Annotated in this window: 22 protein-coding genes and 4 pseudogenes; 9 read left to right on the top strand and 17 right to left on the bottom strand. The window is 44.7% G+C overall.

All coding sequences use genetic code 11. The features are described 5' to 3' along the window. Positions 1–38 precede the first annotated feature (38 nt). Positions 39–929, top strand: coding sequence for a DUF72 domain-containing protein (locus V6N89_RS06605; RefSeq protein WP_338516891.1), 891 nt, complete (start codon positions 39–41; stop codon positions 927–929). A 57-nt stretch (positions 930–986) separates the two neighbouring features. On the opposite strand, the gene V6N89_RS06600 is transcribed toward V6N89_RS06605, so the two are convergent. The 9 genes and pseudogenes from V6N89_RS06600 to V6N89_RS06555 all read right to left on the bottom strand — a co-directional run bounded on the left by V6N89_RS06600 (position 987) and on the right by V6N89_RS06555 (position 9691). Further along, a complete protein-coding gene (locus V6N89_RS06600) occupies positions 987–2330 on the bottom strand; it encodes a sigma 54-interacting transcriptional regulator (RefSeq protein ID WP_346993566.1) in 1344 nt (447 codons plus the stop codon). Continuing rightward, positions 2327–2911, bottom strand: a complete 585-nt coding sequence (locus tag V6N89_RS06595; protein WP_338516889.1) for a hypothetical protein — start codon at positions 2909–2911, stop codon at positions 2327–2329. The genes V6N89_RS06600 and V6N89_RS06595 overlap by 4 nt, the downstream gene beginning before the upstream one ends. A gap of 10 nt (positions 2912–2921) precedes the next feature. Beyond that, positions 2922–4310 (bottom strand): sensor histidine kinase, encoded by a 1389-nt coding sequence (locus V6N89_RS06590; protein WP_338520233.1) that lies wholly within the window; start codon positions 4308–4310, stop codon positions 2922–2924. A 63-nt stretch (positions 4311–4373) separates the two neighbouring features. Next, on the bottom strand, positions 4374–4655 hold the full coding sequence (locus V6N89_RS06585) for a calcium-binding protein (RefSeq protein WP_346993565.1): 282 nt from the start codon (positions 4653–4655) through the stop codon (positions 4374–4376). Between the two features lie 318 nt (positions 4656–4973). Continuing rightward, a pseudogene (locus tag V6N89_RS21710) lies at positions 4974–7047 on the bottom strand (EAL domain-containing protein). Between the two features lie 115 nt (positions 7048–7162). Beyond that, complete coding sequence (locus V6N89_RS06570; protein ID WP_346993564.1) at positions 7163–7609, bottom strand: TerB family tellurite resistance protein; 447 nt, start codon at positions 7607–7609, stop codon at positions 7163–7165. 259 nt (positions 7610–7868) lie between these two features. After that, entirely contained in the window at positions 7869–8498 is a 630-nt protein-coding gene (locus V6N89_RS06565) for a SpoIIE family protein phosphatase (protein WP_346993563.1), read from the bottom strand. Next, on the bottom strand, positions 8410–9366 hold the full coding sequence (locus V6N89_RS06560) for a fused response regulator/phosphatase (RefSeq protein ID WP_346993562.1): 957 nt from the start codon (positions 9364–9366) through the stop codon (positions 8410–8412). The genes V6N89_RS06565 and V6N89_RS06560 overlap by 89 nt, the downstream gene beginning before the upstream one ends. A 19-nt stretch (positions 9367–9385) precedes the next feature. After that, positions 9386–9691: an STAS domain-containing protein gene (locus V6N89_RS06555; RefSeq protein ID WP_338516883.1), complete on the bottom strand. Its 306-nt coding sequence runs from the start codon at positions 9689–9691 to the stop codon at positions 9386–9388. A 171-nt stretch (positions 9692–9862) separates the two neighbouring features. On the opposite strand from V6N89_RS06555, the gene yciH reads away from it, so the two are divergent. From yciH to V6N89_RS06535, 4 genes are all read left to right on the top strand, one after another. Then, entirely contained in the window at positions 9863–10195 is a 333-nt protein-coding gene (gene yciH, locus V6N89_RS06550) for a stress response translation initiation inhibitor YciH (RefSeq protein ID WP_338516882.1), read from the top strand. Positions 10196–10238: 43 nt separating this feature from the next. After that, on the top strand, positions 10239–11039 hold the full coding sequence (locus V6N89_RS06545) for a response regulator (RefSeq protein WP_338516881.1): 801 nt from the start codon (positions 10239–10241) through the stop codon (positions 11037–11039). 277 nt (positions 11040–11316) lie between these two features. Beyond that, entirely contained in the window at positions 11317–12555 is a 1239-nt protein-coding gene (pheA, locus tag V6N89_RS06540) for a prephenate dehydratase (protein ID WP_431189771.1), read from the top strand. Between the two features lie 238 nt (positions 12556–12793). Then, entirely contained in the window at positions 12794–14026 is a 1233-nt protein-coding gene (locus tag V6N89_RS06535) for a methyl-accepting chemotaxis protein (protein ID WP_346993561.1), read from the top strand. A 30-nt stretch (positions 14027–14056) separates the two neighbouring features. Here V6N89_RS06535 and tyrA read toward each other — a convergent pair whose 3' ends face one another. Both tyrA and V6N89_RS06525 read right to left on the bottom strand, forming a co-directional pair. Continuing rightward, complete coding sequence (gene tyrA / locus V6N89_RS06530) at positions 14057–15202, bottom strand: bifunctional chorismate mutase/prephenate dehydrogenase (protein ID WP_338516878.1); 1146 nt, start codon at positions 15200–15202, stop codon at positions 14057–14059. 40 nt (positions 15203–15242) lie between these two features. Beyond that, positions 15243–16332, bottom strand: a pseudogene (locus V6N89_RS06525) (3-deoxy-7-phosphoheptulonate synthase). 368 nt (positions 16333–16700) lie between these two features. Here V6N89_RS06525 and V6N89_RS06520 point away from each other — a divergent pair. Beyond that, positions 16701–17438, top strand: coding sequence for an enoyl-CoA hydratase/isomerase family protein (locus V6N89_RS06520; RefSeq protein WP_346993560.1), 738 nt, complete (start codon positions 16701–16703; stop codon positions 17436–17438). 52 nt (positions 17439–17490) lie between these two features. Here the strand turns inward: V6N89_RS06520 and V6N89_RS06515 are convergent, their stop codons facing one another. The 6 genes from V6N89_RS06515 to rpsP all read right to left on the bottom strand — a co-directional run bounded on the left by V6N89_RS06515 (position 17491) and on the right by rpsP (position 20435). Further along, positions 17491–17850, bottom strand: coding sequence for a hypothetical protein (locus tag V6N89_RS06515; protein WP_338516875.1), 360 nt, complete (start codon positions 17848–17850; stop codon positions 17491–17493). Positions 17851–17852: 2 nt separating this feature from the next. After that, a complete protein-coding gene (locus V6N89_RS06510; protein WP_338516874.1) occupies positions 17853–18263 on the bottom strand; it encodes a hypothetical protein in 411 nt (136 codons plus the stop codon). A 235-nt stretch (positions 18264–18498) separates the two neighbouring features. After that, the gene (gene rplS / locus V6N89_RS06505; protein WP_024015986.1) at positions 18499–18858 is read right to left on the bottom strand and encodes a 50S ribosomal protein L19; all 360 of its coding nucleotides are present in this window, start codon (positions 18856–18858) and stop codon (positions 18499–18501) included. Between the two features lie 18 nt (positions 18859–18876). Next, entirely contained in the window at positions 18877–19638 is a 762-nt protein-coding gene (gene trmD / locus V6N89_RS06500; RefSeq protein ID WP_159623113.1) for a tRNA (guanosine(37)-N1)-methyltransferase TrmD, read from the bottom strand. Further along, on the bottom strand, positions 19639–20160 hold the full coding sequence (gene rimM / locus V6N89_RS06495) for a ribosome maturation factor RimM (protein ID WP_346993559.1): 522 nt from the start codon (positions 20158–20160) through the stop codon (positions 19639–19641). A 23-nt stretch (positions 20161–20183) separates the two neighbouring features. Further along, complete coding sequence (rpsP, locus tag V6N89_RS06490) at positions 20184–20435, bottom strand: 30S ribosomal protein S16 (protein WP_131095552.1); 252 nt, start codon at positions 20433–20435, stop codon at positions 20184–20186. A 313-nt stretch (positions 20436–20748) separates the two neighbouring features. Here rpsP and V6N89_RS06485 point away from each other — a divergent pair. The 3 genes and pseudogenes from V6N89_RS06485 to V6N89_RS06475 all read left to right on the top strand — a co-directional run bounded on the left by V6N89_RS06485 (position 20749) and on the right by V6N89_RS06475 (position 26845). Then, positions 20749–22571 (top strand): annotated as a pseudogene (locus tag V6N89_RS06485) (ABC transporter transmembrane domain-containing protein). A 110-nt stretch (positions 22572–22681) separates the two neighbouring features. Continuing rightward, positions 22682–23737, top strand: coding sequence for an efflux RND transporter periplasmic adaptor subunit (locus tag V6N89_RS06480; protein WP_338516872.1), 1056 nt, complete (start codon positions 22682–22684; stop codon positions 23735–23737). Next, a pseudogene (locus V6N89_RS06475) lies at positions 23730–26845 on the top strand (efflux RND transporter permease subunit). Before V6N89_RS06480 ends, V6N89_RS06475 begins: the two are co-directional and overlap by 8 nt. The last annotated feature ends 95 nt before the right edge of the window (positions 26846–26940 follow it).

Below are 26940 nucleotides of genomic sequence, written 5' to 3'. Positions count from 1 at the left end.
AAGGCCGCATAGTATAAACAAATGCATCCTAAAGCCCAATGACAAATATGCACAAATCGGCCATATCTCACGGAAAAATCTATATCGGCTTGCCTATGTGGCAACATAGTCACTGGCCGCAGACCTGGTTTGCTAACTCTGTCAAAACAGATAGCCAGTTAGAGGTTTACGCAAAGCAGTGTAATACCGTAGAAGGGAATACAACATTTTACGCGCTGCCGCATGAAGATGCGGTACTTAGGTGGCGCGATACTGTAGATAAAAGCTTTCGCTTCACTTTTAAGTTTCATCAAAATATTACCCATTTGCATCAACTTCAGCATTGCGATGATGAAGTGACATCACAACTAAATCTCTTAGCGCCTCTTAAAGACAATTTAGGACTTATGATGTTGCAGCTTCCCGCTTCTTTTGGACCGGATAAACTTCACATTCTGGACCGCTTCTTAGCGTCACTTCCATCATGGCTAACGGTGGGTGTAGAAATGCGCCACCTTCGATTTTTTGCTAAAGGTGATGAAGAGAAAGCGCTTAATCAACTGCTTATTCGTCACAACGCGAACAGAATTATTATGGACACACGAGCGCTTTTTACGGGAGACAGTGATTGCGCGACGCTAGAAGAGGTTAGAGGGAAAAAGCCTCGGGTTCCGGTCAATGTCATAGCGACAGGCCAGCGACCCGTTGTGCGCTTCGTAGGCAATGATAGCGACACAGACAATTTACGTTGTTTGACGCCGTGGGCGCACAAAGTGATTCAATGGCAACAAGAAGGTAAAGAGGTTTATTTCTTTTTACATCGCCCGGACAATAAAGACGCACCATGGTTAGCACAGCAATTTATTGATTTGTACAACGACGTAACGCCTTTTGACGCGCTACCTGACCTAGCGATTAAAGCGCAACCAGAACAAGACAGCTTATTTTGATTGCGCGTTAGCGATGACTCTCACAACTCAATTTAGTGTTGTCTCTGCGACATTGCACTAAGCTCTGAAGTCCGACGCGTCCAAGTCATGTTTTTTCATCAGTTTGTGCATGTCGGTGCGATTTCGCCCTGCTAATTCGGCAGCCCGCGTCACGTTACCGTCGGTCATTTTTAGCAGCTTATGCAGGTACTGTTGCTCAAATGCATCACGGGCCTCTGTTAACGTAGGCCAGCTTTGTTTGGTTGCAGACAGCGCTTGTTCAACTAAATGAAGAGGAATGACAGGGGTTTGTGTTAATGCAACACATTGCTCCACAACATTCACCAGTTGGCGTACGTTGCCAGGCCATGACGACGTAACTAACTGCTGCATTGCATCGTCTGAGAATTGACTGACATTTACAGCGTGACGCTGCGCACTTTGCTGTAGTAATGATCGCGCTAATAATGGGATATCTTCACTTCTTGATTTCAATGAAGGAAGCTTGAGATTTACCACATTTAATCGATAATAGAGATCTTCTCGAAACGTCCCCTCTTCCATCTCTTTGTGCAGGTCTTTATGTGTAGCAGAGATGATGCGAACATCTATGTCAACATGCTTGCTGCTTCCAACCGGACGAATCTGACGTTCTTGCAAAGCGCGTAATAATTTCACCTGGAGGGTCATCGGCATATCACCAATTTCATCTAGAAATAGTGTGCCGCCATCAGCCTCTCTAAACAGACCCGGATGCGCTGCAACTGCGCCTGTAAACGCCCCTTTTGCATGGCCAAACAATTCTGACTCAAGCAAGTTTTCAGGCAATGCCCCGCAGTTTATTGCTACAAACGGTTTATCACTTCTGTTGCTTGCCTTGTGAATGGCATTGGCTAGTAGTTCTTTACTGGTTCCGCTGGCACCACTAATCAGCACAGACACTTCGCGTTGTGCAATACGGTAGGCTTGGTCAAGTACATTGAGCATATCAGGTGAGCGAGTAATAATATCTTTCGCCCAGTCCCCGGGTTGTGCAGCTTGAGACTGGCTAAGTGCTTTTTGCAATAAAGTGCGCAACTCATCATGATCGACAGGTTTAGGTAGGAAGCCGAACACACCACGTTGCGTAGCGGCGACCGCATCAGCGATCGTGCCGTGTGCTGTCATTAATATTACGGGTATGTCTTTGCGTATCCCCATAATCTCTTCAAACAAACTCAAGCCATCTAAGCCGGGCATGCGCAAGTCACTTAACACAACGTCATAACTATCGTTTTGCAATTTTTTTAGTGCAGATTGACCGTCCTCCACTGCCGTGACTTCATAACCTTCACCTTCCAAACGAATGGTCAGCAAACGCAAAAGGCTTTTATCATCATCAACCAACAATAAGTTCGGGTTACTGCCTGACGGTTGGCTCATTGTTGAGTACTCCTGTTTTTATCCATCAATGTTGCCTCGATTTGCAACAGTTCTTCTAATTTCGTGCGCAAATTGTCTGCTTCGCCAGTTAGTGCCTCAAGCTGCTGTGCGCGAGAGGTATTTTCTTTCTCTAAAACGACTAGCGCTGATTCCAGTTCCATTAATAATGTATTTTGCTGTGAGGCAATCACCGACACGACCCGCTGCGCCGTGGGAGTGAATTTATCGAGCATGTCATTCACAGCTAGCTGAGCACGCAGTCTATCTTGGTATGGCGTGTCGTTGGGCAATGTATATATGTACGCCTGTAATCTATCAAATTCGCTTGTGCCTAAGTCTTTAATGCTGGCTTTCCGTTTGTTCCACTGCGTTGCATCTGCTGTTAGCCATAGGCTAAGCCAATAGGCTGGGTCGCAGTTGTATTCGAAGGACGCTGGAGGTTGTTCGAAAAAACAAAACGCGTCGGCGAGCGTTTGTGTATTTTCTGAGGGTTGAGGCGACAGTGCTTTGTCGTTAAGTCCTTTAAGCATCTGACATCCCGTCAACGCCATCAAGGCAATTACCACACTTATTATTCTCATTAAAATTTTCCTATTGGGGAATAGTTACCCTAAAGCAAACATCCGCATAATCTACATCGACCACGTTTACATTGCCATGCATCAAACGCGCGCAATCAGCCACTATAGATAGCCCAAGGCCCGTACCTATAACGTTGTCATTCCTGGGTTCCGTCCCTCTTATAAATGGCTCAAACAGCGTTTTCACCGATTCTGGCGCTATGCGCTTGCCTCGGTTAGCAACGTCCAAGATGACATTATCGTTCTGGCGGTAGATGTTAATGTTTATGGGTCGCCCCAATGCGCCATGTGCTACGGCGTTAGATACCAAATTATCCAAAATACGACGAAATAGCTCTTCGTCAATGTGAATCGATGTCGGCTCAATGTTGACTTCTACGTCTCTGTCTTGAATGGCTAGCGCATAGTCTTCCAAGCAAGCATTTACTAACTTTTGCGCGTCACTTTGTGCCATTTTTGGCTGAGCCTGTTGCAGCAACAAATTGTAGTCTAGTAGCTTTTCAACCAGGGTATTTAGCCGCTGTGTGCTGGCACTTAATAGCGACAGTACTTCTCGCTGACCGTTGTTTAGTTCTCCTACGACATTTTCAGACAGCAGACTACATCCCTCTTTGATACTAGCTAAAGGGGTTTTAAGCTCATGCGCTGCATGACGTAATAATGCCGTGCGAATATGCTCTAACTGTTGCATTCTATCGTAAAGCCAGTGGAGGTCTTTTTCTACGTCAATAAGCTCCCTTGGAGCCTGCCGTGATAATGGTGGTAACTCACTGTCACCATGGGCGACTATTCGAATGATCTTTTTAAGGTTGTTCACTGGATTTACGATTAACTGGCTTCCCAACAAAATAAGTAGCAATGAAACACTCACTAGCATTGCGGTTGACCAGGCTTGTTTTGCCTGCATGGCATTTAAGTCGTCTTGCTGCAACTGCACCCGTTGGTTGATAGTGGACTCAACGTCTTCTCTCAATTGTTCAACACTACTTGCAATAGACGCCAGATAGGCGTTTAACAGAAGCTGATCTTCTATAGTGCGGTAATCTGCTAACTCTCCCAATTGTTCAGAAAGACGCTGGCATGTAGGAGGAACAGATAGCGCTTGGCATAACTTATCTGCAGCTAATGCGAATTGTTCCAATGCGTTGTCAGACAGCGCTGCCACTTGTTCGTTTCGCAGCACGGTGAATTGACGAATACTGCGCTCCACGTCGGTGACAGCATTGTCGAGACGTTGCATATCGCCGACAACGTCTACAACAAAGCGAGTTTCCAACGTAGTCATTTGACCCACTTTTGCGAGGTCACTTTGGCTTTGCCACAATAACGCGACAAGAGGAATAAGCGCTAATACAAAGCTTGCTAACGTTAGTTGTCTTAAGGAGCCTAACTGAACCAGGCGCTCAGCAAGCGAAATTTTTGTTATCAGAACCTTGTCCTCTTTCTCTTAGGTCTCACCACCTCAAGGCTGAGCAGCAACATTGGTGTTACTTGGTGTTAGTTTACTTTTTGCCAGCTCACTTTCTGAAAGCTTGCCGTCTTCATTGTCATCAATTAAACCAAAATTACGCAGTAATTCTGTGTGCCGAACAGCTTCTTTCAATGAAATCTCACCGTCTTTGTTTGTGTCTAGTTTATCTATTAAATCTGCCGCCGACGACGCATGCGCCTCAGCAACTACAATAATTTGCACAGCAAAAACAGTACACAAGCCAAGTAGAACTTTTTCAAGACGTTTCATCATGCATCCTCCGTAAGTATTCGAAAATCCATCTATCTCGATTGTACAGGTACTCCCCTGTCACACAGACCATTTACTTTGTCAGTGCGCATCGGCAAAAACACCAAAGACTAGACTTTCGACAACATTCAAAATACATCTGCTTTCGGTATGAGATATGCTAAATTCAGACCAACTAAGAAAAAGCTATAAAGTTCAACGCTGTAGCACAACACGCACCCAACAGTTGTTAATTACCAACAGAGAAATGTTGCCAATAAGAAACACTCTAATGTAAAAATCAGAGTGAGAATAGGAATACTGTTTAAAAATTAAAGCCCACTAAACGTGAAGTTCGGCCGACGTATATTGCGAAGGTGACTCTAGTAACTCGCTCAGCGGAACAGGTTTACTAAACATAAAGCCTTGTACGCTATCGCAGCCATGAAGTTTAAGATAATCCCACTGCTCGTGGTTTTCTATACCTTCTGCACAGACCGACAGTGAGAGGCGTTTTGCCAAATCAATGATAGCCCCCGTAACCAGCCTACTTCTTTCTGAGGTTTGAATTTCGGTCACGAACTGTCTGTCCACCTTCAGCGTGTCGATATTAATCTGGGTAAGATAACTCAACGACGAATAGCCAGTACCAAAATCATCGAGGGCAATGGCACATCCCATGTTACCAATTCTTCTAAAAAACTTATTCGACAATGCAAAGTTCTCTAAGTAGGCGCTCTCGGTAACCTCGAACTCAAAATTCTCTGGATTAATGTCGTAAAGATTAAACGTGTTATAAATATAATCGAAGAGCTGGGCATTGCGTAAATCATGCCCCGACAGATTAACAGACACCCTAAATGTGTTAGAGGCCCACTGTTTGATATCGGGCATGTCCATGCACACTCTTTTTATAACCCAATGAGTTATAGCAGTAATCTTCCCGCCCTGCTCAGCAATTGGGATAAACTCATTTGGCATAACCAGGCCAAATTCCGGGTGCTCCCAGCGGATCAAAGCTTCTACACCAATCACGCGCCCTTCGTTATTTACTTTGACCTGGTAGAAAACAACAAACTCATCATTAGCCAAGCCCTGCTCTATACCGTTAGCGAGATGTAGTTTTCGTTTATGTGACTCAACCATATCTGGGGTAAATAATGTATAGCTACCGCGACCACGGGCTTTTGAACGATACATGGCAAGGTCTGCATTACTCATCAGCTCACTTAAGTCATAACTCGCATCTGACGCCGTTGCTATACCAACGCTCAGTCCAACGGTCAGCGACAACCCTCTCAGTTCAAAAGGTTCGTCAAATGACGTGATCAAGCGTGAAGCTAGGCTTTCTGCGGCAGCAGGTGATACATCCCTATCAGGAAGGACGAGAAACTCATCGCCTCCAAGACGCGCGAATAAATCGCCATCGCGCAGCAGCCTCTGCACACGCTCCGCCACCTCTATAAGGATCAAGTCACCTGTTTCATGGCCAAGCGAGTCATTGATACCTTTGAAGCCGTCTAGGTCAAAGAAAAGTAGCATCAAGTCTTCGTCGTTTCGCTTCGCCCTTGCTAGTTCAAGGCGCAAATTATCCAATACAAATTGGCGATTAGGTAGACTAGGTCAAACTGTCGAAGTTCGCTAACTGCGACATGGTCTCTTGTTGATCAACCAAGGTTTGCTTTTGTTCGAAGTTGATAAGCAATTCGACTTCGATGGTATCAAGCAAGCTGTTAATGTTTCTGGCTAGGCGACCAATTTCATCATTATTGTCGTGTGAGCAGCGCAGTGAATAATCCTTGGTCTCAAAAACTTCTTGGGTAAATTTTTTCAACGAGGTTAATGGTGCTATGAGGTGATACAGAATAAAGGTACACATGCTAACGCACAGTAGCCAAAGGCCAACAATGACAGGTAATTGACTTAGTACGTTGCGATATGCTCCGCTCGACGCTGATTGCCCTGCGTCTGCATAGATAACAATATGACCCAACGGGTATAAACTGCTCCCAATTAGTTGATGGGCAACAATAATATTGTCATGACTGGTGACGCCAAAAGGTACGTCTTCAGGGCGAGTGGGAACTTTACTGTCTTCGAAAGAGATGACGTCTTCAGCGTTTAGCCGCGTAATCGCATTGTAGTTGTTGTCATACAACGTCGCTGAGACGATAAACTGGTGCTCGCGCAGGGGCTGAAAAAGTTGTGAGTACAGTGCTCGGTCGCCAGGGCTGCGCTCCATCACTACCGCAAGCTGCAGCGCAAGTGTGTTGCTAAGCGCAGTGGTATTTTCTTGCATAACGGCTTTAAGTGACGAATTTTGCTCGGCTTTTGTCACCACGACGATACATGCCACAAGAATTGACATAAATATCATGATCGCCAAGCCAATTGGCACTTTTAACGTTTTAAACACACCATCTTCCTCACCGCAATACCACAGTAAATCAACTTGCAGTCAATTTCAGCGCCACACATAGTAAGGGACAGAGGTAAAAAATAAAAACCTTTTTTATCAATGAAGTTTGGCGCTAGCCGCGCCTGTTTTCCGACACCTCAAGCTTTGTTTTAATAAACTGACTGTGAGGTACGTAAAGTAAATCAGCGACTTGGCGAATAGTGCTTTCTTCCAGGGGCGCAAGCGTGTCGTCTGCATAGGCAATAGACCAAAGGCTTCGAACAACATCACGTTTTTCTTCTGCGTCACAATGCTCATTAAGCACCTGAGTAAATCGAACCAAGTCTACTGCGTCATCTGCGGTTTCCTCACCCTTTTCAAGCAATAGTAACATGGCCTCATCGTCAATATTAACATGACGCTGCATTTGCTTTTTGTACTCCGCCAACTCACTCTGCGTAACTTTGTTATCAGCTTTGACAAGCTCTGACAGCAATGCGGCAGTCGCCAGCTCCACAGTTACCGAAGATGTCTTTTTAGACTGAATATCTTCAAACAACTTCAAAAATGCCTTTAGCATAAAACCCCACGAGAAAAAACTATGTGTGTAACACCTTTATCGTTAGTTTTGTAAGTATATTCGTTTAGTGACACTAATTTGACGTTAAAGTAAGTTTGTGTTCGTTGTATTTAAAATGCAGTTCACTTTACTGCCATTACTTTCAAACCACATCTTTTCACAAAGCGTGTGTATAAGCGCGAGTCCACGCCCATGAAATTCCTCGTGATTGAATTGCTGCGAACCTTTCCACTCAAATCCATCGCCGCTGTCTTCAACACTAATAATTATATGGTTTTTTACCTAGCTGTGATTCTATACGTATTTTTATATGCCCAGCTTTTAACGCCTGCAATGATGTTTCTCTATTTTCGTAATACAACTGAAAACCATCTGCTTCAGATTTTAACTTGGAATCAAGATGCAAAATTCCATGTTCAAGCGCATTATTGAACAATTCAGACAACACGGTATACATAATAGAGCGCACCCGCTGTACCCCTTCACAGCTACTTGCCAGTTGCAAAACTCGCTGAAGAACGTCAGCTTGCCGTAAATGGTCTGGCTCAAGTGTCACTTCGTGCACTGAAGGCAAACCGCTGGTTGTCTGTTTATTTCTTGTTTCTATGGGTCTTGATGTAAAAATGACCAGGGTGACATCATCGTCAAATAAAGGCGCCGCGGCATGCTCCTGCACTTTACTGTATATTCGCTTCGCACTTACGCTGCCATGCTCACTAGAATCATTCTTAACAAGTTCAATTAAGCCATCCTCCATCAGCATCTCATCATCCTCATCCACATTCTCGATAAGACCGTCGCTATAGATAATGAGCTGCTCTCCTTGCCCTAATTGGACGATGTCGTAGTCGGTGTTGAGCTCGTGGTCCTCTAAAACACCCAGCGCCATGTGGCGTGACTGGAAAACGCGGAATGCGAAGTTTGACATCGATGGTACGATAACCGCATGGCATTCCGCCTTGCCACAAGCTGACTTTATCGCCTTGCGCGTTTATTTCACCAACCACTGCCGCCATAAACATATCACCAGGCAATATTTGTAGCAGGATACTGTTGAGTTCAGAAACAATCTCGGCAATGGACACACCTTTTTGGCTGTATTCATGAAAGGCGCGTGTAACCAGTAAAGCCCCTATTGCAGAGGCAAGGCCATGGCCTGTAAAGTCTGCGACCAAAAAGTAGATCCCACCGCTTGGGCTTGCTTCACACAGAAATAAGTCGCCGTTAAATGTTTCAGCTGGCTTCAAACAACAGTCAAAATGCGACAATACGTCGGGACTGTTGATAATAGCGTGGCTAAATATATGCTCTACAATAGCGTGTTCTCGTGCCACACGTTGCTGGTACATTCTTAACGTCTGGTTTTGCTCTTCAATATGAAGACTCAAGGCCCTTATTTTTAAGTGCGCTCGAATTTTCGCAACCAGTATGTGCCTATCAAAAGGTTTTGTCGCAAAGTCATTTCCCCCAACCTCCAGACATCGTACAAGGCTTTCTTTGTCTTCAAGCGCGGTGATAAAAAGAATGGGTAGATAAGTGCTGTCCGAAATAGCGCGTATTTGAGGCGCAACGTCAAAGCCCGACATACCAGGCATTACAACGTCAAGCAAAACCAAGTCAGGTTGCTCTTGCTTAAACAACTCAAGCGCCTCTTCGCCATTTTCGGCCGCAATACAGTCCTCGTAGCCTGCGTTGTAAAGCATATTCGCCAGCAAAGTACGATTAATTGTTTCATCGTCTACAATCAGGATCTTCATAGGCGTTTCCTAGACGTGATTATCTGATCTCGAATTTTTTATCAAATCTAGAAATCTTTAAAATTTTCGCCACCTGTGGGCGAGCATTATCGATACTGTACGTAAGCTTTCTTTCAGAAAGGGCTTTTTGCATATTTAGCAACATACCAAGCGCTGAACTATCCATGTAGTCGGTTCTAGATAGATCAACCGCAATATGCTCTACATCTGGATTTAAATCAGCGTACGCATTGCGAAAGTCTTCTACTCTACTGAAATCAAATTTAGTTCCCACATCAATTGTTAGCATTTTTCCTTGGTTTCGGTAGCTTGCCGTAATTTCCATTGTCACTCCTTTTAAATTAAATAAGCAGAATGCTTCGTCTCAAGCTTTCAGTTTTGCTATTCTTTATAGTAGCCGAACTTTTTTACAACGCCATCGTTAAAGGTTTAAAGTTTTTAATTGCAAAAACTGATGCTTAGCTATGGTGGCAAAATCCAATGATTTGAGGTATCCATGCAAGATTGGCAAGAAGCCCTTTTGGTGTACAGTACCGATGGCGGCAAAATCAAGCCTGAAGCCAAAGAAGCGACACGCTCGGTATCGTCTGATGGTATCGTCAGGATCCACAGGGAAACGAAAGGGCGAAAAGGGAAAGGCGTTTCATTAATAAAGGGCTTGGATTTAGCGCCGGACGCGCTTAAGAAGCTGGGCACTGAATTAAAGAAAAAGTGCGGATGTGGTGGTGCTGTCAAAGACGGCATTATAGAAGTACAAACGGATGATAGAGAAAAGCTTCGTGTACTTCTTACCGATAAAGGCTATAAGGTAAAGCTTGCTGGGGGCTAACTGCTCCTGACATTTTCATAAACAAATACAAAAAGAGTCTGAAATGGAAAAGCTGTCAATTTCTGATTTACATATTATTTTGGTAGAACCTTCTGATACACAAAGGAAGATTATTACCACTCTACTTCTTAAAGAAAACGTGAAGGAAATTGACCCTGTCAGTACCCTTTCCGAAGCGCGTTCAGCCGTTAAAGCACATGGTGCAGACCTTATCGTCAGCGCGATGTATTACGAAGACGGTACCGCTATCGAACTGCTCAAATTCATTAAAGAAGACGATGAGTTTAAGACCATCCCGTTTATGTTGGTGTCTAGTGAAAATCGCATCAGCAAACTAGAAGAGTTTAAACAAGCTGGCGTTGCAGCAATTCTACCAAAACCCTTTGAACCGCTTCATCTATCTCGCGCATTGAACGCAAGCTTAGATTTGATTAATCACGATGAACTCGACCTTGAACTCTTTGACGTTCAGGAAGTGAGAGTGCTTCTTGTCGATGATAGTAAGCTAGCTCGTAATCACATTCGCCGAGTTCTTGAAGGGATGGGGTTGAAAAAAATCAAAGAAGCCGAAAACGGTGCAATGGCCCTGACTTTTATTAAAGACGAGCCATTCGATTTGGTTGTTACCGATTACAACATGCCAGAAATGGACGGCAGGGAGTTGTCGGAGTTCATTCGCTTTAACCCAGAGACCACACACATTCCAATTATCATGGTAACGTCTGAGTCTGCGGAGAGTGCACACATGGCCAACATTCAGCAGACAGGTGTAAATGCACTATGCGATAAACCGTTTGAGCCAACTGAAGTGCGCCAAATGTTGTCTGCACTATTAGGCAATTAAGCACCAGAAAATCAGCGTTCGACGAATGTAACGCGTTTTCTCTTTATTGCGCCTCCTATTGCGTATTCAGAAAGGCAGCATGAAAGCTGCCTTTTTTTGGCTATACCAATTTATGCATACTATCAAGCACAGCTTTAAAAAAGCATACCAGGTTTTGTAAAAATCAGTTGACACACAAACCTGTTCAACATACATTCAGTACCATGAAACAGAATACATTGTATGCATCACTTTTCTTTTTTGCGTTTACATCCTTTTACTAGGGAGGCGCAGTTGCATGCATAAAAACCTCCCAACTGGGAGGTTTTTTTTAGCTATTATTAATGGGAAAATCATGTCAGACAACGCACTAGATACTGTAAGAGAGCGCATTACTTCGCTTGACAGTGAGTTACTCACCTTGCTTGCCGAGCGCAGAAAGCTCACCAATGAAGTGGCTGAAACCAAAATTAAGCACCACATTCCAGTGCGCGATCAAAAACGTGAAGAACAACTTCTCGTGCGATTGATAAAGGAAGGTCAGAGCATCGGTCTTGACCCCCATTATGTAACTCAAATCTTTCACGTAATTATCGAAGATTCTGTATTGAACCAACAAGCCATGCTTGCGGAAAGAGCCAACCCTGGTAGTTCGTTACCACTCAATCGCGTCGCCTTTTTAGGTGACAAAGGATCGTATTCTTACTTAGCTACACAAAAGTATTTCTCTCGCCGCCCCGGTGAGCTACTTGAAATTGGCTGTCAGAGTTTTGCTGAGATCATTCATAAAGTTGAAAACACAGAAGCGGACTATGCCGTGCTTCCTATTGAGAATACTACGTCAGGTAGTATCAATGAGGTATACGACCAACTGCAGCATACACAGTTGAGTATTATAGGTGAGCTAACCCATCCAATTAGACACACATTGTTGGTTGGAACCAATACCAGTATTGATAAAATCAAAACCCTGTATGCCCACCCGCAAGTTTTCACCCAGTGCAGCCACTTTTTAGCGGAGCTTGGCAATGTTGAAGTTAAAACCATGGACAGCACATCTTCTGCAATGTTGACCGTAAGTGAACTTGAACGAGATGACGTCGCGGCCATCGGTAGTGAAGCTGGCGGCAACCTTTATGGTTTGATGGCTATAAAAAGCAATTTGGCTAACCAGAAAGAGAACCACAGTCGATTTATTGTTGTCGCTAGAAACCCTGTTGTTGTGCCGCTACAGGTTCCCGCAAAAACAACACTTGTGATGTCTACCGTTCAAAAGCCAGGGGCGCTTGTAGAAGCCTTGCTCGTACTAAAAGACAACAGTATCAATATGACCAAGCTCGAGTCTCGCCCTATACCGGGTAATCCGTGGGAAGAGATGTTTTACATTGACGTTGAAGGCAATGTAGAAGACGGTCCGGTTCAAAAAGCATTTGAGTCTTTGCGCAGTATTACGCGCTATATCAAAGTGCTCGGGTGCTATCCTAGTGAAGAAATTAGCCCGACTAAGGTGGCAGCCGCCAGTGCGCTGGCACAATAGCAATTTTAGGTAAAAGAAATGCCCCTGCCCCATTCATGTTGGGGCAGTTTTTTATGCGAAGCAACCTCCACGGTTCGCCATTCCTCATCTACATGATTCTTTTCTCCTGAATTAGGGCTTCAAACAGCATCATTCCCTCAAAACGCACAATTTATGATTTAGCGCAAAGCTTTAGCATTTCATTGTGTACTACACTAGATTCGGAGAGTAGTTTACCAATCAATAGGTGTATGTTGTTATGCAGGCGTTTTGGCAAATTTATGATGTGATAGAACGGACTTTCTTTTACACCCTTACACGGAAAATTGTCGGGAACATTACGTTTTTGTTTTTATTTCAGGTGGCAAATTTCTATCTATTTTATCAGGTAGCCGCTGCGCCATCGGATGAGCGCGCTTCACTGTTCTCAGCAATGGTTACCTTATCTGTTTTGGGCGCGTTCAGTTTTGCGTTTACTATTTTCTATTTACACTATCTTATTGTTAGGCCTGTTCGTTCGCTGCTAGACACGCTGAACAATATCAATCATACGCAGGGAAACCTTACGACCCGCTTACCGGCTTTCACCCGAGATGAGTTCAGAGATGTATCCCAAGCCTATAACTTGTTTGCCGAAAATTTAGGGCAACTTATCAACAAGATTAATCAAGATGCGCAAAAGGCAGCAAGTGCAAATGATGTTATGGCAACGGCGATCGTAGAAGTCAATCAGCAGGTCGATAGGCAAAAAACACTCAGCCACGACATCAATACATCCACGCACACGGTGAGTCACAAAATAGATGATATTGTCAGCTCAGCGCACCAGGTGAGCACGACAAACCAACAAAACCTATCCAGTGCTAAAAACGCCAACAGTAACCTGGAGCTCTCTCATCAACAAATAGAAAAAATTACAACATTGCTTCAACAATTCTCAGCAACGGTGAAAGGCCTGCAAGACAATGCAGACAACGTTAGAAGTATTCTTAAAATGGTCGAAGAGTTTGCCGACCAAACCAATCTATTGGCACTAAATGCAGCAATCGAAGCGGCTAGAGCGGGTGAAGCAGGTAGAGGTTTTGCTGTAGTAGCAGACGAAGTCAGAACACTCTCTGCTAAAGTGGCCGATGCAACACAAAAGATTAGCCATTTTTTGAACGATATGGAAAGCCTTGTGGGTGAAACACAGCAGGAGTCAACGAAGCTTATTGACGCTTCGGACACCATGAAAGTCAATATAGATGCCACTATGACATTATTTGATCAGATGATGACGGACTTTCAACACAACATTGAAGCGTTTGCCGTTATCCTTTCTTCTGTTAATGCTTTGAAAGAACAACACGAACAAACAACAGACAAGGTCGAGCACATCACTTCGCTCAGCGACAACATCCAATCTCAGATGGTCGTGACCAATGACGAAGCTAAAGAAGCGCAATACTTAGCATTGGCGACGCAGGAAGGGTTAAGGCAGTTTACCAATTAAGCGGGGCCAATTAGTGCCCCACTTTGATATTTATTTATCGCGAAGAAGTTGCCCATCGTCGGCTTTTAGCAACATCTGTTTGCTGTCGACAAGGCACTTCTTAGCATAATCGCCAAACCAAGCTCCAACCTTCATAAACTGCTCGACAAAGCCTTTCTTGTTGCCTTCTTCAAGTAGTGTCAGAGCTAAGCCAAACCGTTCATGAAAACGTCTCAACAAAGCAAAATTATCAGGGTTATTAAAAATTATATCTGCGTACAGTTGTGGTGACTGTGCAAAAAGGCGCCCTACCATAGCAAGTTCTAAACGATAAATTGGCGAGCTAAACATGGTTAATGACTCGAGGTCGGGGTTTTCGCCTTTTAAGTGTTGCCCATAAACAAAGGTATTGAAGTGTCGCATTACCTGAATATAGGCCATCGCTTGATCGTGCTCTTTGGCGGTTGAATCGTGAATAGTAGCGCCCCAAATTCGCATTTGTTCAATAAGCCACGCATATTGCTCGCTACGTCTTCCGTCACACACCACTACCACTTGTTTTATCATTCCAGGCGCATCGGGTCCAAACATCGGGTGAAGGCCAACCACAGGCCCTTCGTGCACAGCTAACATGGCATCAAGCGGTTTGGCTTTGATACTTGTAATATCGGCAAGCACACACGCTTTTGGCAGCATGGTAAGCTTACCAATCACCGACTCGGTTAAATTGATGGGTACAGCAACAACGACAAGGGATGCTGAGCTCAATACCGCATAAGCTCGACCGTTATCCCAGTCGTCTTTTTCAACCACTGAAACCGTATAGTTACTTCGTTCAAACAAGCTAACAAACACACGACCTAACGCCCCTGCGCCGCCAATAACAACCACGTTATCAAGGTCCGGCTTTACACAACGATAGTTATTATTTTGGGTATGATAGGACTCCCGCATCACACGACGCAACAAATCTTCGGTCAAGTCTGCAGATACACCCAAAGCCTCGGCCTGTGCACGTCTTGACGCAATAAGCGCTTTTTCTCTTTCAGGTACATAAACGGGCATACCCGCTTGTGCTTTTAATTGCCCTACTTGAGTAGTGATTTGGTTTCGTTTTGCCAATAGTTCGACGAGCTGGGTATCCAGCTCGTCAATTCCTTCACGCAGCGCAGAAAGCTGCTGCGAAAAATCTGCCATTTCTTGTTGTCCTTAGATCAAATGGCACGCCTAATTAGGCTTATGCCACCGTGCGCTTATTTTGACGTAAGGGTAACACAGTTATTAACTTATCTCTGGTTTGAGCGATTAAGTTCTCTGTGGTTTCCCAATCAATACAACCGTCAGTTATAGATACACCGTATTCCAGTTCCTCCGGTTTTTTACCGTCTGACTTTTGGTTACCCGGCTTAAGATGACTTTCAAGCATAATGCCTATAATAGACTGATTACCTTCGAGGATCTGATTAACAACATTTTGTGCTACCAACGGCTGACGACGATAGTCTTTCGCAGAGTTCGCGTGGCTACAGTCAACGACAAGGCCTGCGGTCAGACCCGCATCTTCTAATTCTAGCTCACACTCGGATACACAAACAGAATCATAGTTTGGCTGCTTACCGCCGCGTAGAATAATATGACCATCTGGGTTACCGCTGGTGCCGATAATACTCACCTGCCCTTGTTTGTTTATACCCATAAACCGATGGCCAGATGCTGCCGATTTTAGTGCGTTAATCGCTATATCCAGACTACCGTCAGTTCCGTTTTTGAATCCAACTAAGCATAGACAGTCCACTTGCCATTTCGCGGTGAGTTTGCGACTCCGACGTACGTGCGCCAATCGCGGCCCAGCTGAAAAGTTCAGCTAAATACTGAGGGCTAATGGGGTCAAGCGCCTCGGTGGCGACAGGAAGCTCAAGTTCTGCTAACCAAATAAGTAGTTCACGTGCTTTGCGTAAACCTGTTTCAATATCAAAACTACCATCGATATGAGGATCATTTATAAGGCCTTTCCAGCCCGTTGTTGTTCTTGGTTTTTCAAAATACACACGCATTACAATGAACAGCGTATCCTTGCATGATTCATGAAGCTCTTTAAGTTTAAGCGCATATTCCTTGGCAGCCTCAATATCGTGAATTGAACAAGGGCCACAAACCACTAGCATTCTGTGATCGCGACGATGGATTATATCTGAAACTATTTGGCGCGATGCTGATATGGCTGCTAAGGCCTTATCGGAAATCAGTAACTCGGCGCTTAACGCCTCAGGAGTGATAAGTACGTCTTCCGTACTTACGTGAACATTGTTGACTGTGTCCTTAATCATGGGAGCTCTCTTAACTGTGCAAACCAAAAAATAAAACGTTAAAAGAGTATGCAATCTGCATGTAAACTTTATTGTACAACCAGTTTTTCTATATTTCTTTAACGTCGTTGACTTTTTAACAACTCACGAAAGACAACGCAAGCATTAACGAATAATACTTTAATCTAGCCTAGAATTCAGAGAGATTAACGTGATTATTTGTCAACCTAACTTGGCACCGCTCACTTTTCAATCAGATGTAAAATTAACGCGAGTCAATGTCGACATCGAGAATGCAATTACGTAACAAATCGTATTTGGCACTTATTTGTAAAAATAAGTACAGACAATTTTTCATGGCTTTCACTTTATAGGAAAATTGCCGAAAAATGAAAAAGAGAACGAACATGAACCCAGTAAAAGTTACCTATGAAGGCGACGTGGCACTTCTGATAATGCAAAACGGCGAAAACCGCCACAATTCGGCTTTTGCATCAGCGATGCTCGATGCATTAAATGGCATTTTAGACAATGCAAACTGTAAAGCTTTGGTCATAACGTCAAACGATGAAAAATGTTTTAGCTTGGGAATCGATACAGATTGGCTTATGCCCGCGATGAAGGCCAAAAAATTTGATGAAATTAAGGCATTTATGCATGGAATGGATGATGTATTTAAAACGCTGTTACTCTTCCCTATTCCAGTTATAGCCGCCATAAATGGCCACGCGTTTGGTAATGGAGCGATCTTGGCCTGTGCTTGCGACTTCAGATTTATGCGCGCAGATAAAGGCTTCTTCTGTTTCCCTGAGGTTGATCTCAGTATTCCATTCTTACCAGGAATGATCGAGTTCGTTAAAAAGGCAATGCCGTATCATCGCTTCAATGAAATGAAACTTTCAGGCAAGCGTGCTTCTGGGAAAGAACTGGAACACGACCACGTAGTAGAGAAGTCTTTTGACACCCAAGATACTCTAATGGAAGGCGCATTGAACTACGCCAAAACGTTCAACAAGAAACGGGCTATTTTCGGTGAACACAAAAAGCGCCTTCACAAGCACATCATTAATATCATTGAAAGTGAGAACAAACCGCTTATCGATTCACTTACTTTGGTAGTTGAGTAAGCCAATTAGCAGAATGAAAGCGCACAAATACAGTTTAACGTATTTTATTGTACTAGTGCGCGCCGCTGACGTCGGTTAGTGTCAAGGAGTACTTATTTAGTACGTTTCGCCACGCTTGTGACTTCAATTCGCTCTCTAACTTATGACTTAAGTGCGCTTCTACTTTATCGAGCGTTCGCGGCACTAAGAGGTGCCTGAAATAAGTTTCATGAGGGATAGTAGAGATATGCATACCGTCAACGTAGCTGTTTTTGTCGCGCAAAAAATCTAGCGTGCTTCTACTTACCACCCCAAAATCAACCCTTTGATGATGGATCATATCGATGATTTGTTCTTCCGACTCAGTATCAAAACGTTCTAATCGCCCCGATGTGGCGGCCTCATTGAGCCCAACATAAAATAGCCCTCTCACGCTTAAGCCATTGTTCTGTCTGTTAATGCATGTATACGAAACTCAAACGGAGCCTGTGCGTGAGAAATAATCTCATCTCTATCTTCGATAAACGGCACTGTCCACAAGTACTTGGTTCTGCCTCTATCCGAAAACCAGTGTGGGCTGACGCCGATAATGACGCCGTTTAAGTCACCGTGTTCTAACAGCTTATTTATTCTTTTTCTGGGCATGTAGGCAAGTTGATATTGAATTTCGTCATCACTTAAAAGCGTTAGCAAATCAAAATACAAACCCGACTCAACTTTTTCATTAATGATATAAGGTGGTTTTAGGTGATAGGAATAAGCGGTAATAACTCGCGTTGTTGCGTTGCTTTCGTTATCGTCAGCATACACGCTTCCCGTTGACGACAATAAAACAAACAACGCCATGATGCGTTTCAAATTAACGCATACGAGTCTTGTTTTAACAACCGCCGAGTATATTTCAAAGTTATTGATTAACAATGATTTTGCCAAGAGTTTTCCGCTGTGGATGTGACCCGTCTATCTAATGAAACTATATCTAGACTGCACAATTGTCAAACTCGTGTTAACAGGCAGGCACAAAAAAGCCCGCATAACGCGGGCTTTTTCGAAGTTAACAATAACGCAAGGATTAGTAATCTTAGTTAAGCTTCTCTTTGATACGTGCAGATTTACCTGAACGCTCACGTAGATAGTAAAGCTTAGCACGACGAACCGCACCGCGACGTTTAACTTCAATTGAAGAAACTGCCGGGCTGTGTGTTTGGAACACACGCTCAACGCCTTCGCCGCTAGAAATTTTACGCACGGTAAAAGACGAGTGCAGACCACGGTTACGTTTAGCGATAACAACACCTTCATAAGCCTGAAGACGCTCTTTGTCACCTTCGGTAACGCGAACTTTAACAACTACTGTGTCACCTGGACCAAACGCAGGAACATCAGTCTTTAGCTGTGCTTCTTCGATTTTTTTGATGATATCTTGACTGACTTTGCTCATCATATCCTCTCGTCCTAGTTAACTGTCATCTTGCTGCAGTTGCGCTTGGAATAATTCAAGCAAACGCTGCTGCTCCTCAGTCAGAGCTAGGTGATTTAACAATTCAGGGCGACGCTGCCAGGTTCTACCTAATGATTGCATCAATCGCCACTGCCTAATTTTTTCATGGTCTCCACTTAACAACACCTCAGGTACCTTTTGACCATCAAGTATTTCGGGCCGCGTATAATGCGGACAATCCAAAAGACCATCAGTGAAAGAATCTTCAACCGCTGAAGCTTTATGCCCCAGCACGCCAGGAACTAGTCGAGCAACCGCGTCCATAAGGACCATTGCTGGTAGTTCACCGCCGCTTAACACGTAATCACCAATAGAGACTTCTTCGTCAACATGGCTTTCGATTACCCGCTCGTCGATGCCTTCGTATCGACCACAAATTAAAATTGTGCGGTCGATATTAGCAAGGCGCTGAACGCCTGCTTGGTCAAGGGGTTTCCCTTGGGGTGATAAGTAGATCACCTTACTGTTTTCGCCACCCACTTTCTTGGCGGCTTGTATTGCGTCAGTTAGCGGTTTAACCATCATCAGCATACCGGGGCCGCCTCCATAGGGGCGATCGTCTACTGTACGATGGCGGTCATGTGTAAAGTCACGGGGGTTAAAGGTATCAACCGATAATGTTCCAGATTTAACTGCTCGACCTATCACACCCTGTTGGGTAAATGGGGCAAACATGTCTGGAAACAGGCTAACAACTCCAAACCACTTTTCCGGCGTCACTTAAAACCCCGGGTCCCAGTCAACTTTAATGACCTTCGCTTCTTTATCTACCTCTTGTACGACGTCGTCGAACACAAAAGGTATTAGTCTTTCTTTTTGACCAAAAGCATCACCTACATTCGCTTTAACGTGAATAACGTCATTTGCACCTGTATTAAATACTTCTTTCACCACACCTAAGTCGTAACCTTGCGTTGTTACCACTTTCATGCAGGTGAGCTCACGCCAATAAACCCCTTCGTCGCCTAAATCAGGCAGCTGTGAAGCGTTTATGTTGATATCCAAGTTTTTGATGCGCTCGGCATCATCTCGGCTATCAACGCCCACAATTTTTGCAACGAGGCTTTTACCGTGCGGTCGCCATTGGTCAATTTGGTATTCGTTTTCTTCGCCAAGAAACCAAGGCGTGTACTCAAAAATACCTTCTGGTGTTTCTGTATAGCTGTTGATTTTGACCCAACCTTTAACACCGTACGGTGCGCCAATCTTGCCAACAATCACTTTGTCAGACGCTAGACTCATCTATACCACCAGTTAATAACAGCTTACGCTGCAGATTTTTTCGCTTCTTTTACCAAGCTAGAAACGCGATCTGATAAGCTCGCGCCTACGCCAACCCAGTATTCAACACGCTCTAGGTCGATGCGAAGACGTTCCGCTTGACCTTGTGCAGTTGGGTTGAAGAAACCGATGTTTTCGATGAAACGACCGTTTCTTGCACGACGGCTATCAGCCACCACTAGTTGATAAAATGGACGCTTTTTCGCGCCACCACGCTGTAAACGAATAGTAACCATAAATGCCTCAAACTCGTTGTAGCGTTACCGTTAACTTAAGCCTTCGTTTGACGACTAAAAAATAGACGCCAATTAGAAGGCCGCCGAATTATACGGATATGGGGTTTGATTGCAAGTTTTTATCCGCAATAAGGGCTTTTAAATTAAGATAATTTTCGAAGGCGGTGCACCAGCAATATAGGCCATCGATTTATGGGGCATCCGTACGCTTATCACTCACATTGGCAAAGCCATCGAATATTCAAACCACTTCCCCTTCAAGTCACGTATAGTGCATACAGCATTGAATAAATAGAAATGTAGTGGAGTTAGTTTGACAAAGGGGCTTAAGAGCGTAGCAACCAAAGAAGTGTTTCATTGGATTGGCGCGCATTTGATGAAATACCGCATGCGCGTTGTCGGTGCTGTTATTGCACTTTTTACGGCAGCGCTGTCTTGGTTGGTATTAGGTCAGGGTATAAAATACGCCATTGACAATGGTTTTGTAGACAATGCATCAGAAACACTTAACCAAGCCACTATCTTGGTGCTCGTGGTGACATTTATTGCATGCATGGCTACTTACGCTCGCTTCTACCTCATGACATGGCTTGGCGAGCGCGTTAGCGCGGATATTCGTAAACAAGTTTATTCACACCTTTTGTCTTTGCCCCCTCTTTTTTCGCTGAGCTTCGCACAGGTGAAGTTATCTCAAGGTTTACAAGCGACACGACGATTATTCAAACCGTTGTGGGAATGAGTCTTTCAATGACACTACGTTCAGTGGTCACCTTTGTTGGTGCAATAAGCCTTATGGGGTTTTCAAGTCCACTTTTGACATTCTGTGTCATTGTAGCGGTGCCCGCCGTTTTGGTGCCGATAAAGGTATTGGCACCACAAGTGCGTCGTTTTGCTAAAGAGAGCCAAGATAAGGTGGCTGATTTAGGCGCACGCATTGATGAAAGCCTGCACGAAATCATGACCGTACAAGCCTACACAGCAGAAGAAAATGAGCGAGTACTATTCTCGAAGCATGTGGAATCCGCTATGGATGTCGCAAAGAAGCGGATTCATTACCGCTCGCTGCTAATCGGATGCATTATGTGTATTAGCATGACAGCCATTATTTTTATTGCTTGGGTGGGAGCACGACAAGTCATTAGCGGCGCTATAACGGTAGGCGAACTTTCAGCATTTCTTTTTTATGCAGTTATGGCTGGGGGCAGCGTTGCCACAATCAGTGAAGTTATTGGCGAAGTTCAGCGCGGCGTAGGCGCAAGCGAGCGTCTATTTGAGTTATTAAACACCAAACCCGATATATCATCGCCAAGTCATATTATTACAACCTTAGAAACAAATGATGCACGCGGTAGCAGAACAACAAAACCTAATATATCGATAGAAGCACTAAATGCGGTTGTTTCTAGCGCCCCTAGAATAACACTAGAACACGTGCGTTTTGCCTATCCAAATACTTCCCCCCTGTTTGATGACTTAACGATTGATATACGTGCAGGCGAAAGGCTTGCTCTTGTAGGACCTAGTGGAGCTGGGAAAACAACGCTATTTCAACTTCTGCTTAGATTTTATGATCCAAACCAAGGGCAAATATGCTTTGATGGAATAGCTATTCATACCATGTCTGTTGAGCATCTGCGCCAACATATTGCTGTGGTGACACAAGAACCCGTTGTTTTTGCAAGTTCAGTGATGGAAAACATTCGCTACGGCCGACCTCAAGCGAGTGATGAAGATGTCATCGAGGCAGCAAAGCAAGCATTCGCTCACGAGTTTATCGATAATTTAGATGCTCGATACGCAACGCAACTAGGAGAGCGCGGCGTGAAACTCTCTGGTGGGCAAAAGCAACGCATTGCGATTGCACGAGCTATTCTCGCTGATCGTCCTATCTTGCTTTTAGATGAGGCCACCAGCGCACTTGATGCTATGAGCGAGCGCATGGTGCAGCAAGCCATTGACAAATTAATGGAGGGGAAAACCAGTATCGTTATAGCGCATCGTTTGGCCACCGTTCAGCACGCAGACCGTATATTGGTGATGGATCAGGGTCGTGTTGTAGGTATGGGTACTCACGCGTCATTAATGAAAAGCGATACCTTGTATAGGGAATACGCTGAACTGCAACTGCTAAGTTGAACCGCATGCGATGCTATTAGGTACAAATGAACATTGCTTTAAGATTATTTTTTGCACAGCAATTTCATTCAAACAAATGTAAAAAATAGAATATCGCTACGGGTTAATAAATGAATAAATCAGTTTTAAGCGCTGCAAAAACATGGACGAGTTTTTGTGCTTTGTTGTTAATGATGCCATTAGCCAACGCCCAATATATGGGAGATAGGCAGGCCAAACTTGTGGTCACGAAACCTGTTGAGTTTATGAACGAGACACGCAAGGTTGAGGCCGTTGGTAGTGCAGAAGCTGTTCAATCAATCGTGTTATACCCCGCTGTCTCAGATGAGGTAACTGAAATTAACTTCGTGCCGGGTCAAGCGGTAGAAAAAGGTAAAGTGCTTGTCCGACTTGACGACAGACGGCAACAAACGGCGGTAAAACGCGCTGAGCTTACGCTTGCTGACGCCCAAAGAACCGTTGAACGTTTGGCTTCAAGTTATAAACAGGGTGCTGTGCCTGTCAGCGAGTTAGATTTGGCACGCGTTCAACGTGATTTGGCTGAAGTTGCGCTAGAAGAAGCAAAAGCCGATTTAGACGACCGTCATATTATCGCTCCTTTTGACGGTGTTGTTGGAATTACCGATGTTGAAGTGGGTGACCGTATCACCGAACAAACGGTTATTACGACTTTAGACAATCGCAGTAAGCTATTTATTAATTTCAGAGCGCCCGAAGCCGCACTTTCGGTGCTAATGAATGCACCTCAAGTTGTGCTAGAGCCTTGGAGCGACAAAGAAAAGACAGTTAAAGCGGAGATCGCGCAAATTGATTCTCGCATCAATGAAGCAGACCGTACATTGCGTGCTCGTGCCATTCTTGATAATTCTTCAGATGCGTTTCGCCCTGGGATGAGCTTCCGTGTCAATCTTAGCATTGAAGGAGATCGCTACGCTGCAGTTCCAGAAGCTGCGCTGTTGTGGGGAGCTACAGGAGCATACATCTGGTTAGCCAAAGAAGGTAAAGCGCAACGCGTAAATGTAAGTGTTCACCAGAGACTCCGAGGTACAATTTTAGTATCTGGCGAAATATCGGAAGGCGACACGCTAATTGCCGAAGGTGTTCAGCGCTTAAGAACGGGTCAAGCCATCACCACAGAACTGGCAGGAGGACCACAAGGTGAGTGATCCACAGCTATCCTCATCAACCAGTGATTTGCCATCACTATCAATCAGACGCCCGGTTCTTATTGTAGTACTCAATCTGCTAATTGCTATTGCAGGTCTTGCAGCATTAAGTGGCTTAGAAGTACGAGAACTGCCTGACGTGGATACGCCGCGCGTTACCGTTACAGCCAATTTTCCTGGCGCCTCACCTGAAACTGTTGACGCAGAAGTTACCTACTTATTAGAGGGTGCTGTTGCCCGCGTGAGCGGTGTAAAAAACATTTATGCCCAAAGTGAAGAGAACTCTGCACGCGTGCGCGTTGAATTTCGCCCTGGTGTTAATCTAGAAGACGCTGCAAATGAAGTGAGGGAGTCGGTAAGCCGCGTACAACGACAACTACCCGAAGACGTTGAGCAAGTTGCCATTATCCGTGCAGACAGTGATGCGCAAGCGGTGGTCAGTCTTGCTATATCAAGCGAAACGTTGGACATGGAAACATTAACGGAGCGCGTTGATACCGACGTTGCTCCCTTATTTCTGAGCATTCCAGGTGTTGCCGATGTGACGTTAAATGGCGATCGAGAGCGTGTACTACGCGTATCGGTCGACCCGCTTAGATTAACCAGCTTCGGTCTATCGATGACAGATATTGCTAATGCCCTGTCGCTGGCTCCGTTTGATGTCCCCGCAGGCAGCATTCAATCTGCCGAGCAAGCGCTAATTGTTCGCGCCGACGCGACGTCAGTTAACGCAGAAGATGTGGGAAACATTGTTGTTGTTGGTGACATCAGAATTAATGATGTCGCAAGCGTCTATTTTGGTCCAGCAGATACCTCAAGCATGGTCCGTTTAGACGGTACGCCCGTGATTGGCGTAGGCGTCATTCGCCAAGCGAGCTCTAACACCATTGAAATTTCGGATGAAGTGCTCGCTATGGTTGCTGATTTAGATAAGCGCTTTACTGACATGAATATTGTCGTCACCTCAGATGACGCAGAGTTTATTCGTGACTCCGTGAAAGAAGTGGTGGTGTCTCTTAGCTTAACCATTGCATTAGTGGTAGTGACGTTATTGGTATTTATCGGCTCGTGGCGCGCCACAATTGTGCCCGCCTTATCAATCCCCGTATCACTTGCTGGTGCACTAGCCATTATCTGGGCTATGGGGTTTTCCGTAAATATTCTGACATTACTCGCTCTAGTGTTGGCGACAGGCATGATCGTTGATGACGCTATTGTAGTTTCTGAAAACATTCAGCGTCGTCGTGGCATGGGGTTAGGCGCTCGCGCAGCTGCTGTTGTTGGTACAAGAGAAGTGTTTTTCGCCGTAGTGGCAACAACAGCAGTCTTGGCGTCAGTGTTTATACCTATTGCATTTTTACCTTCAACGGCGGGAAGACTATTCAGAGAGTTTGGCGGTGTCCTAGCTTAGTGCCGTGGTTATTTCCTCTTTTGTGGCTCTATCGTTAGTGCCTGCACTGACTGCCAGACTTAAAGTCAAAGAAGCCAAATCAAACGGGCTTTTTAGTAAAACCTTTGGGCGCTTTGGCAATGCCTGTCTTAGCCTTTATCAATCATCACTTTTGAAGGCGCTAAAATATAGTTGGGTAGTTGGCATATTGAGTCTAGCAGCGGGTGGCGGCGCATATATTCTTTCTCAAAATATCGACAATGAATTACTGCCAAGCGAAGACAGAGGTACTATCCGAATTTTCGCAAGAGGTCCTGATGGCGCAGGTTTAAACTTTATGGACCGACAAGCGGAAAAGATGGAGGAATTACTGCTTCCTTATGTCGACAATGGCACCATTGACTCAATTTACACCATCGTAGGTCGCTGGGATCCCAACATTATTTTTATAACTGCGCCATTAAAACATTGGGACGAGCGCGACAAGTCGCTGCAAGAAGTGGTCAACGAGATACGTCCCAAACTTCAGCAAATTCCTGGTGCACCGGGCAACGCGTTTGGTGGCAACAGTCTAAACTTGCGCGGGCAAGGCGGCGGACTTGAAATAGCGTTGACGGGTAACACATACGAGAATATTTTTGCAGCCTCTCAAGCATTTGCCAAGCAAATAGAAGATACATTGCCTGAGCTTGGGCGCCCTCGTATTAGCTATGATCCGACACAGCCTCAAATGCGTGTGAACATAGACAGACGCCGCGCAGAAGAACTTGGCGTGCCGCTGAATGACATTGCAAGCACTCTGCGTGCGGCTGTAAACGGTGACGATATTGCAGATCTTAATGTGGGTGACCAATCAATTCCAATTATGCTACAAACTGACAATCGCAGCACTATCAATCCCTCTGATCTCACTAGCCTTTACGTAAAGAGTGATAGCGGAAATTTGGTTCCTCTATCAAGCGTAGCATTCATTACTGAAGAGGGTGTGGCCGCGGAATTGGAGCGTCAAGCGCAAAGACGTGCAATACAGCTGGAAATGGAATTGCCTGAAGATGTGCCATTATCAGATGTTGTAGACAAGGTCAGATTATTGGCTCAAGACACACTTCCTGATGGAATTGGTTTAGTTTTTCTAGGTGAAGCACAAACTTTTGAAGAAACCTCAAGGCAGGTTGCGCTTACCTATATATTAGCTTTTGTTATCGTTTTGCTGGTCCTCGCGGCACAATTTGAAAGTGTTAATAGCGCTGTGGTAGTTATGCTCACCGTACCGTTTGGTATTGCTGCCGCGGTTTATGCGCTATTTTTGACTGGCACTAGCATTAACATCTATTCGCAAATCGGCTTGGTCATGCTTATTGGATTGCTCGCTAAAAATGCCATTCTATTGATTGAATTTGCCGATCAGCTTCGCGACAAAGGCTATGAAATCTATGACGCTATTGTAGAAGCTGGGAAAGTACGTCTTCGCCCTATTATGATGACGTTGGTATCGACCATTCTAGGCGGCCTGCCCCTCATCTTGTCGACAGGCGCTTAGCGCTGAAGCACGCAATGCTATCGGTTGGGTAGTTTTTGGTGGCTTGGGTATCGCGGTAGTCTTTACACTCTACCTTACCCCAGTTCTCTACTTGGCACTGGCACGTTTTACCAAGCCTCGAGCAGATGAAAGTGCAAGGCTTGAACGTGAGATGGAAGAAGCACAAGCGCACAACTAGTTTACTGTTCGCAGTAAACGAAAAACGCCACGGTAATACGTGGCGTTTTTTTATGTGTAAAGACTGCTTGCAAACGTCGTGCTAAACAGCCTTGC

It is taken from the genome of Alteromonas gracilis, from assembly GCF_036870955.2.
In the GTDB taxonomy this organism is placed as follows: Bacteria; Pseudomonadota; Gammaproteobacteria; order Enterobacterales; family Alteromonadaceae; genus Alteromonas; species Alteromonas gracilis_A.
Note: the sequence above shows the minus strand (reverse complement) of the source record. Positions and strands in the feature narration are given on the sequence as shown.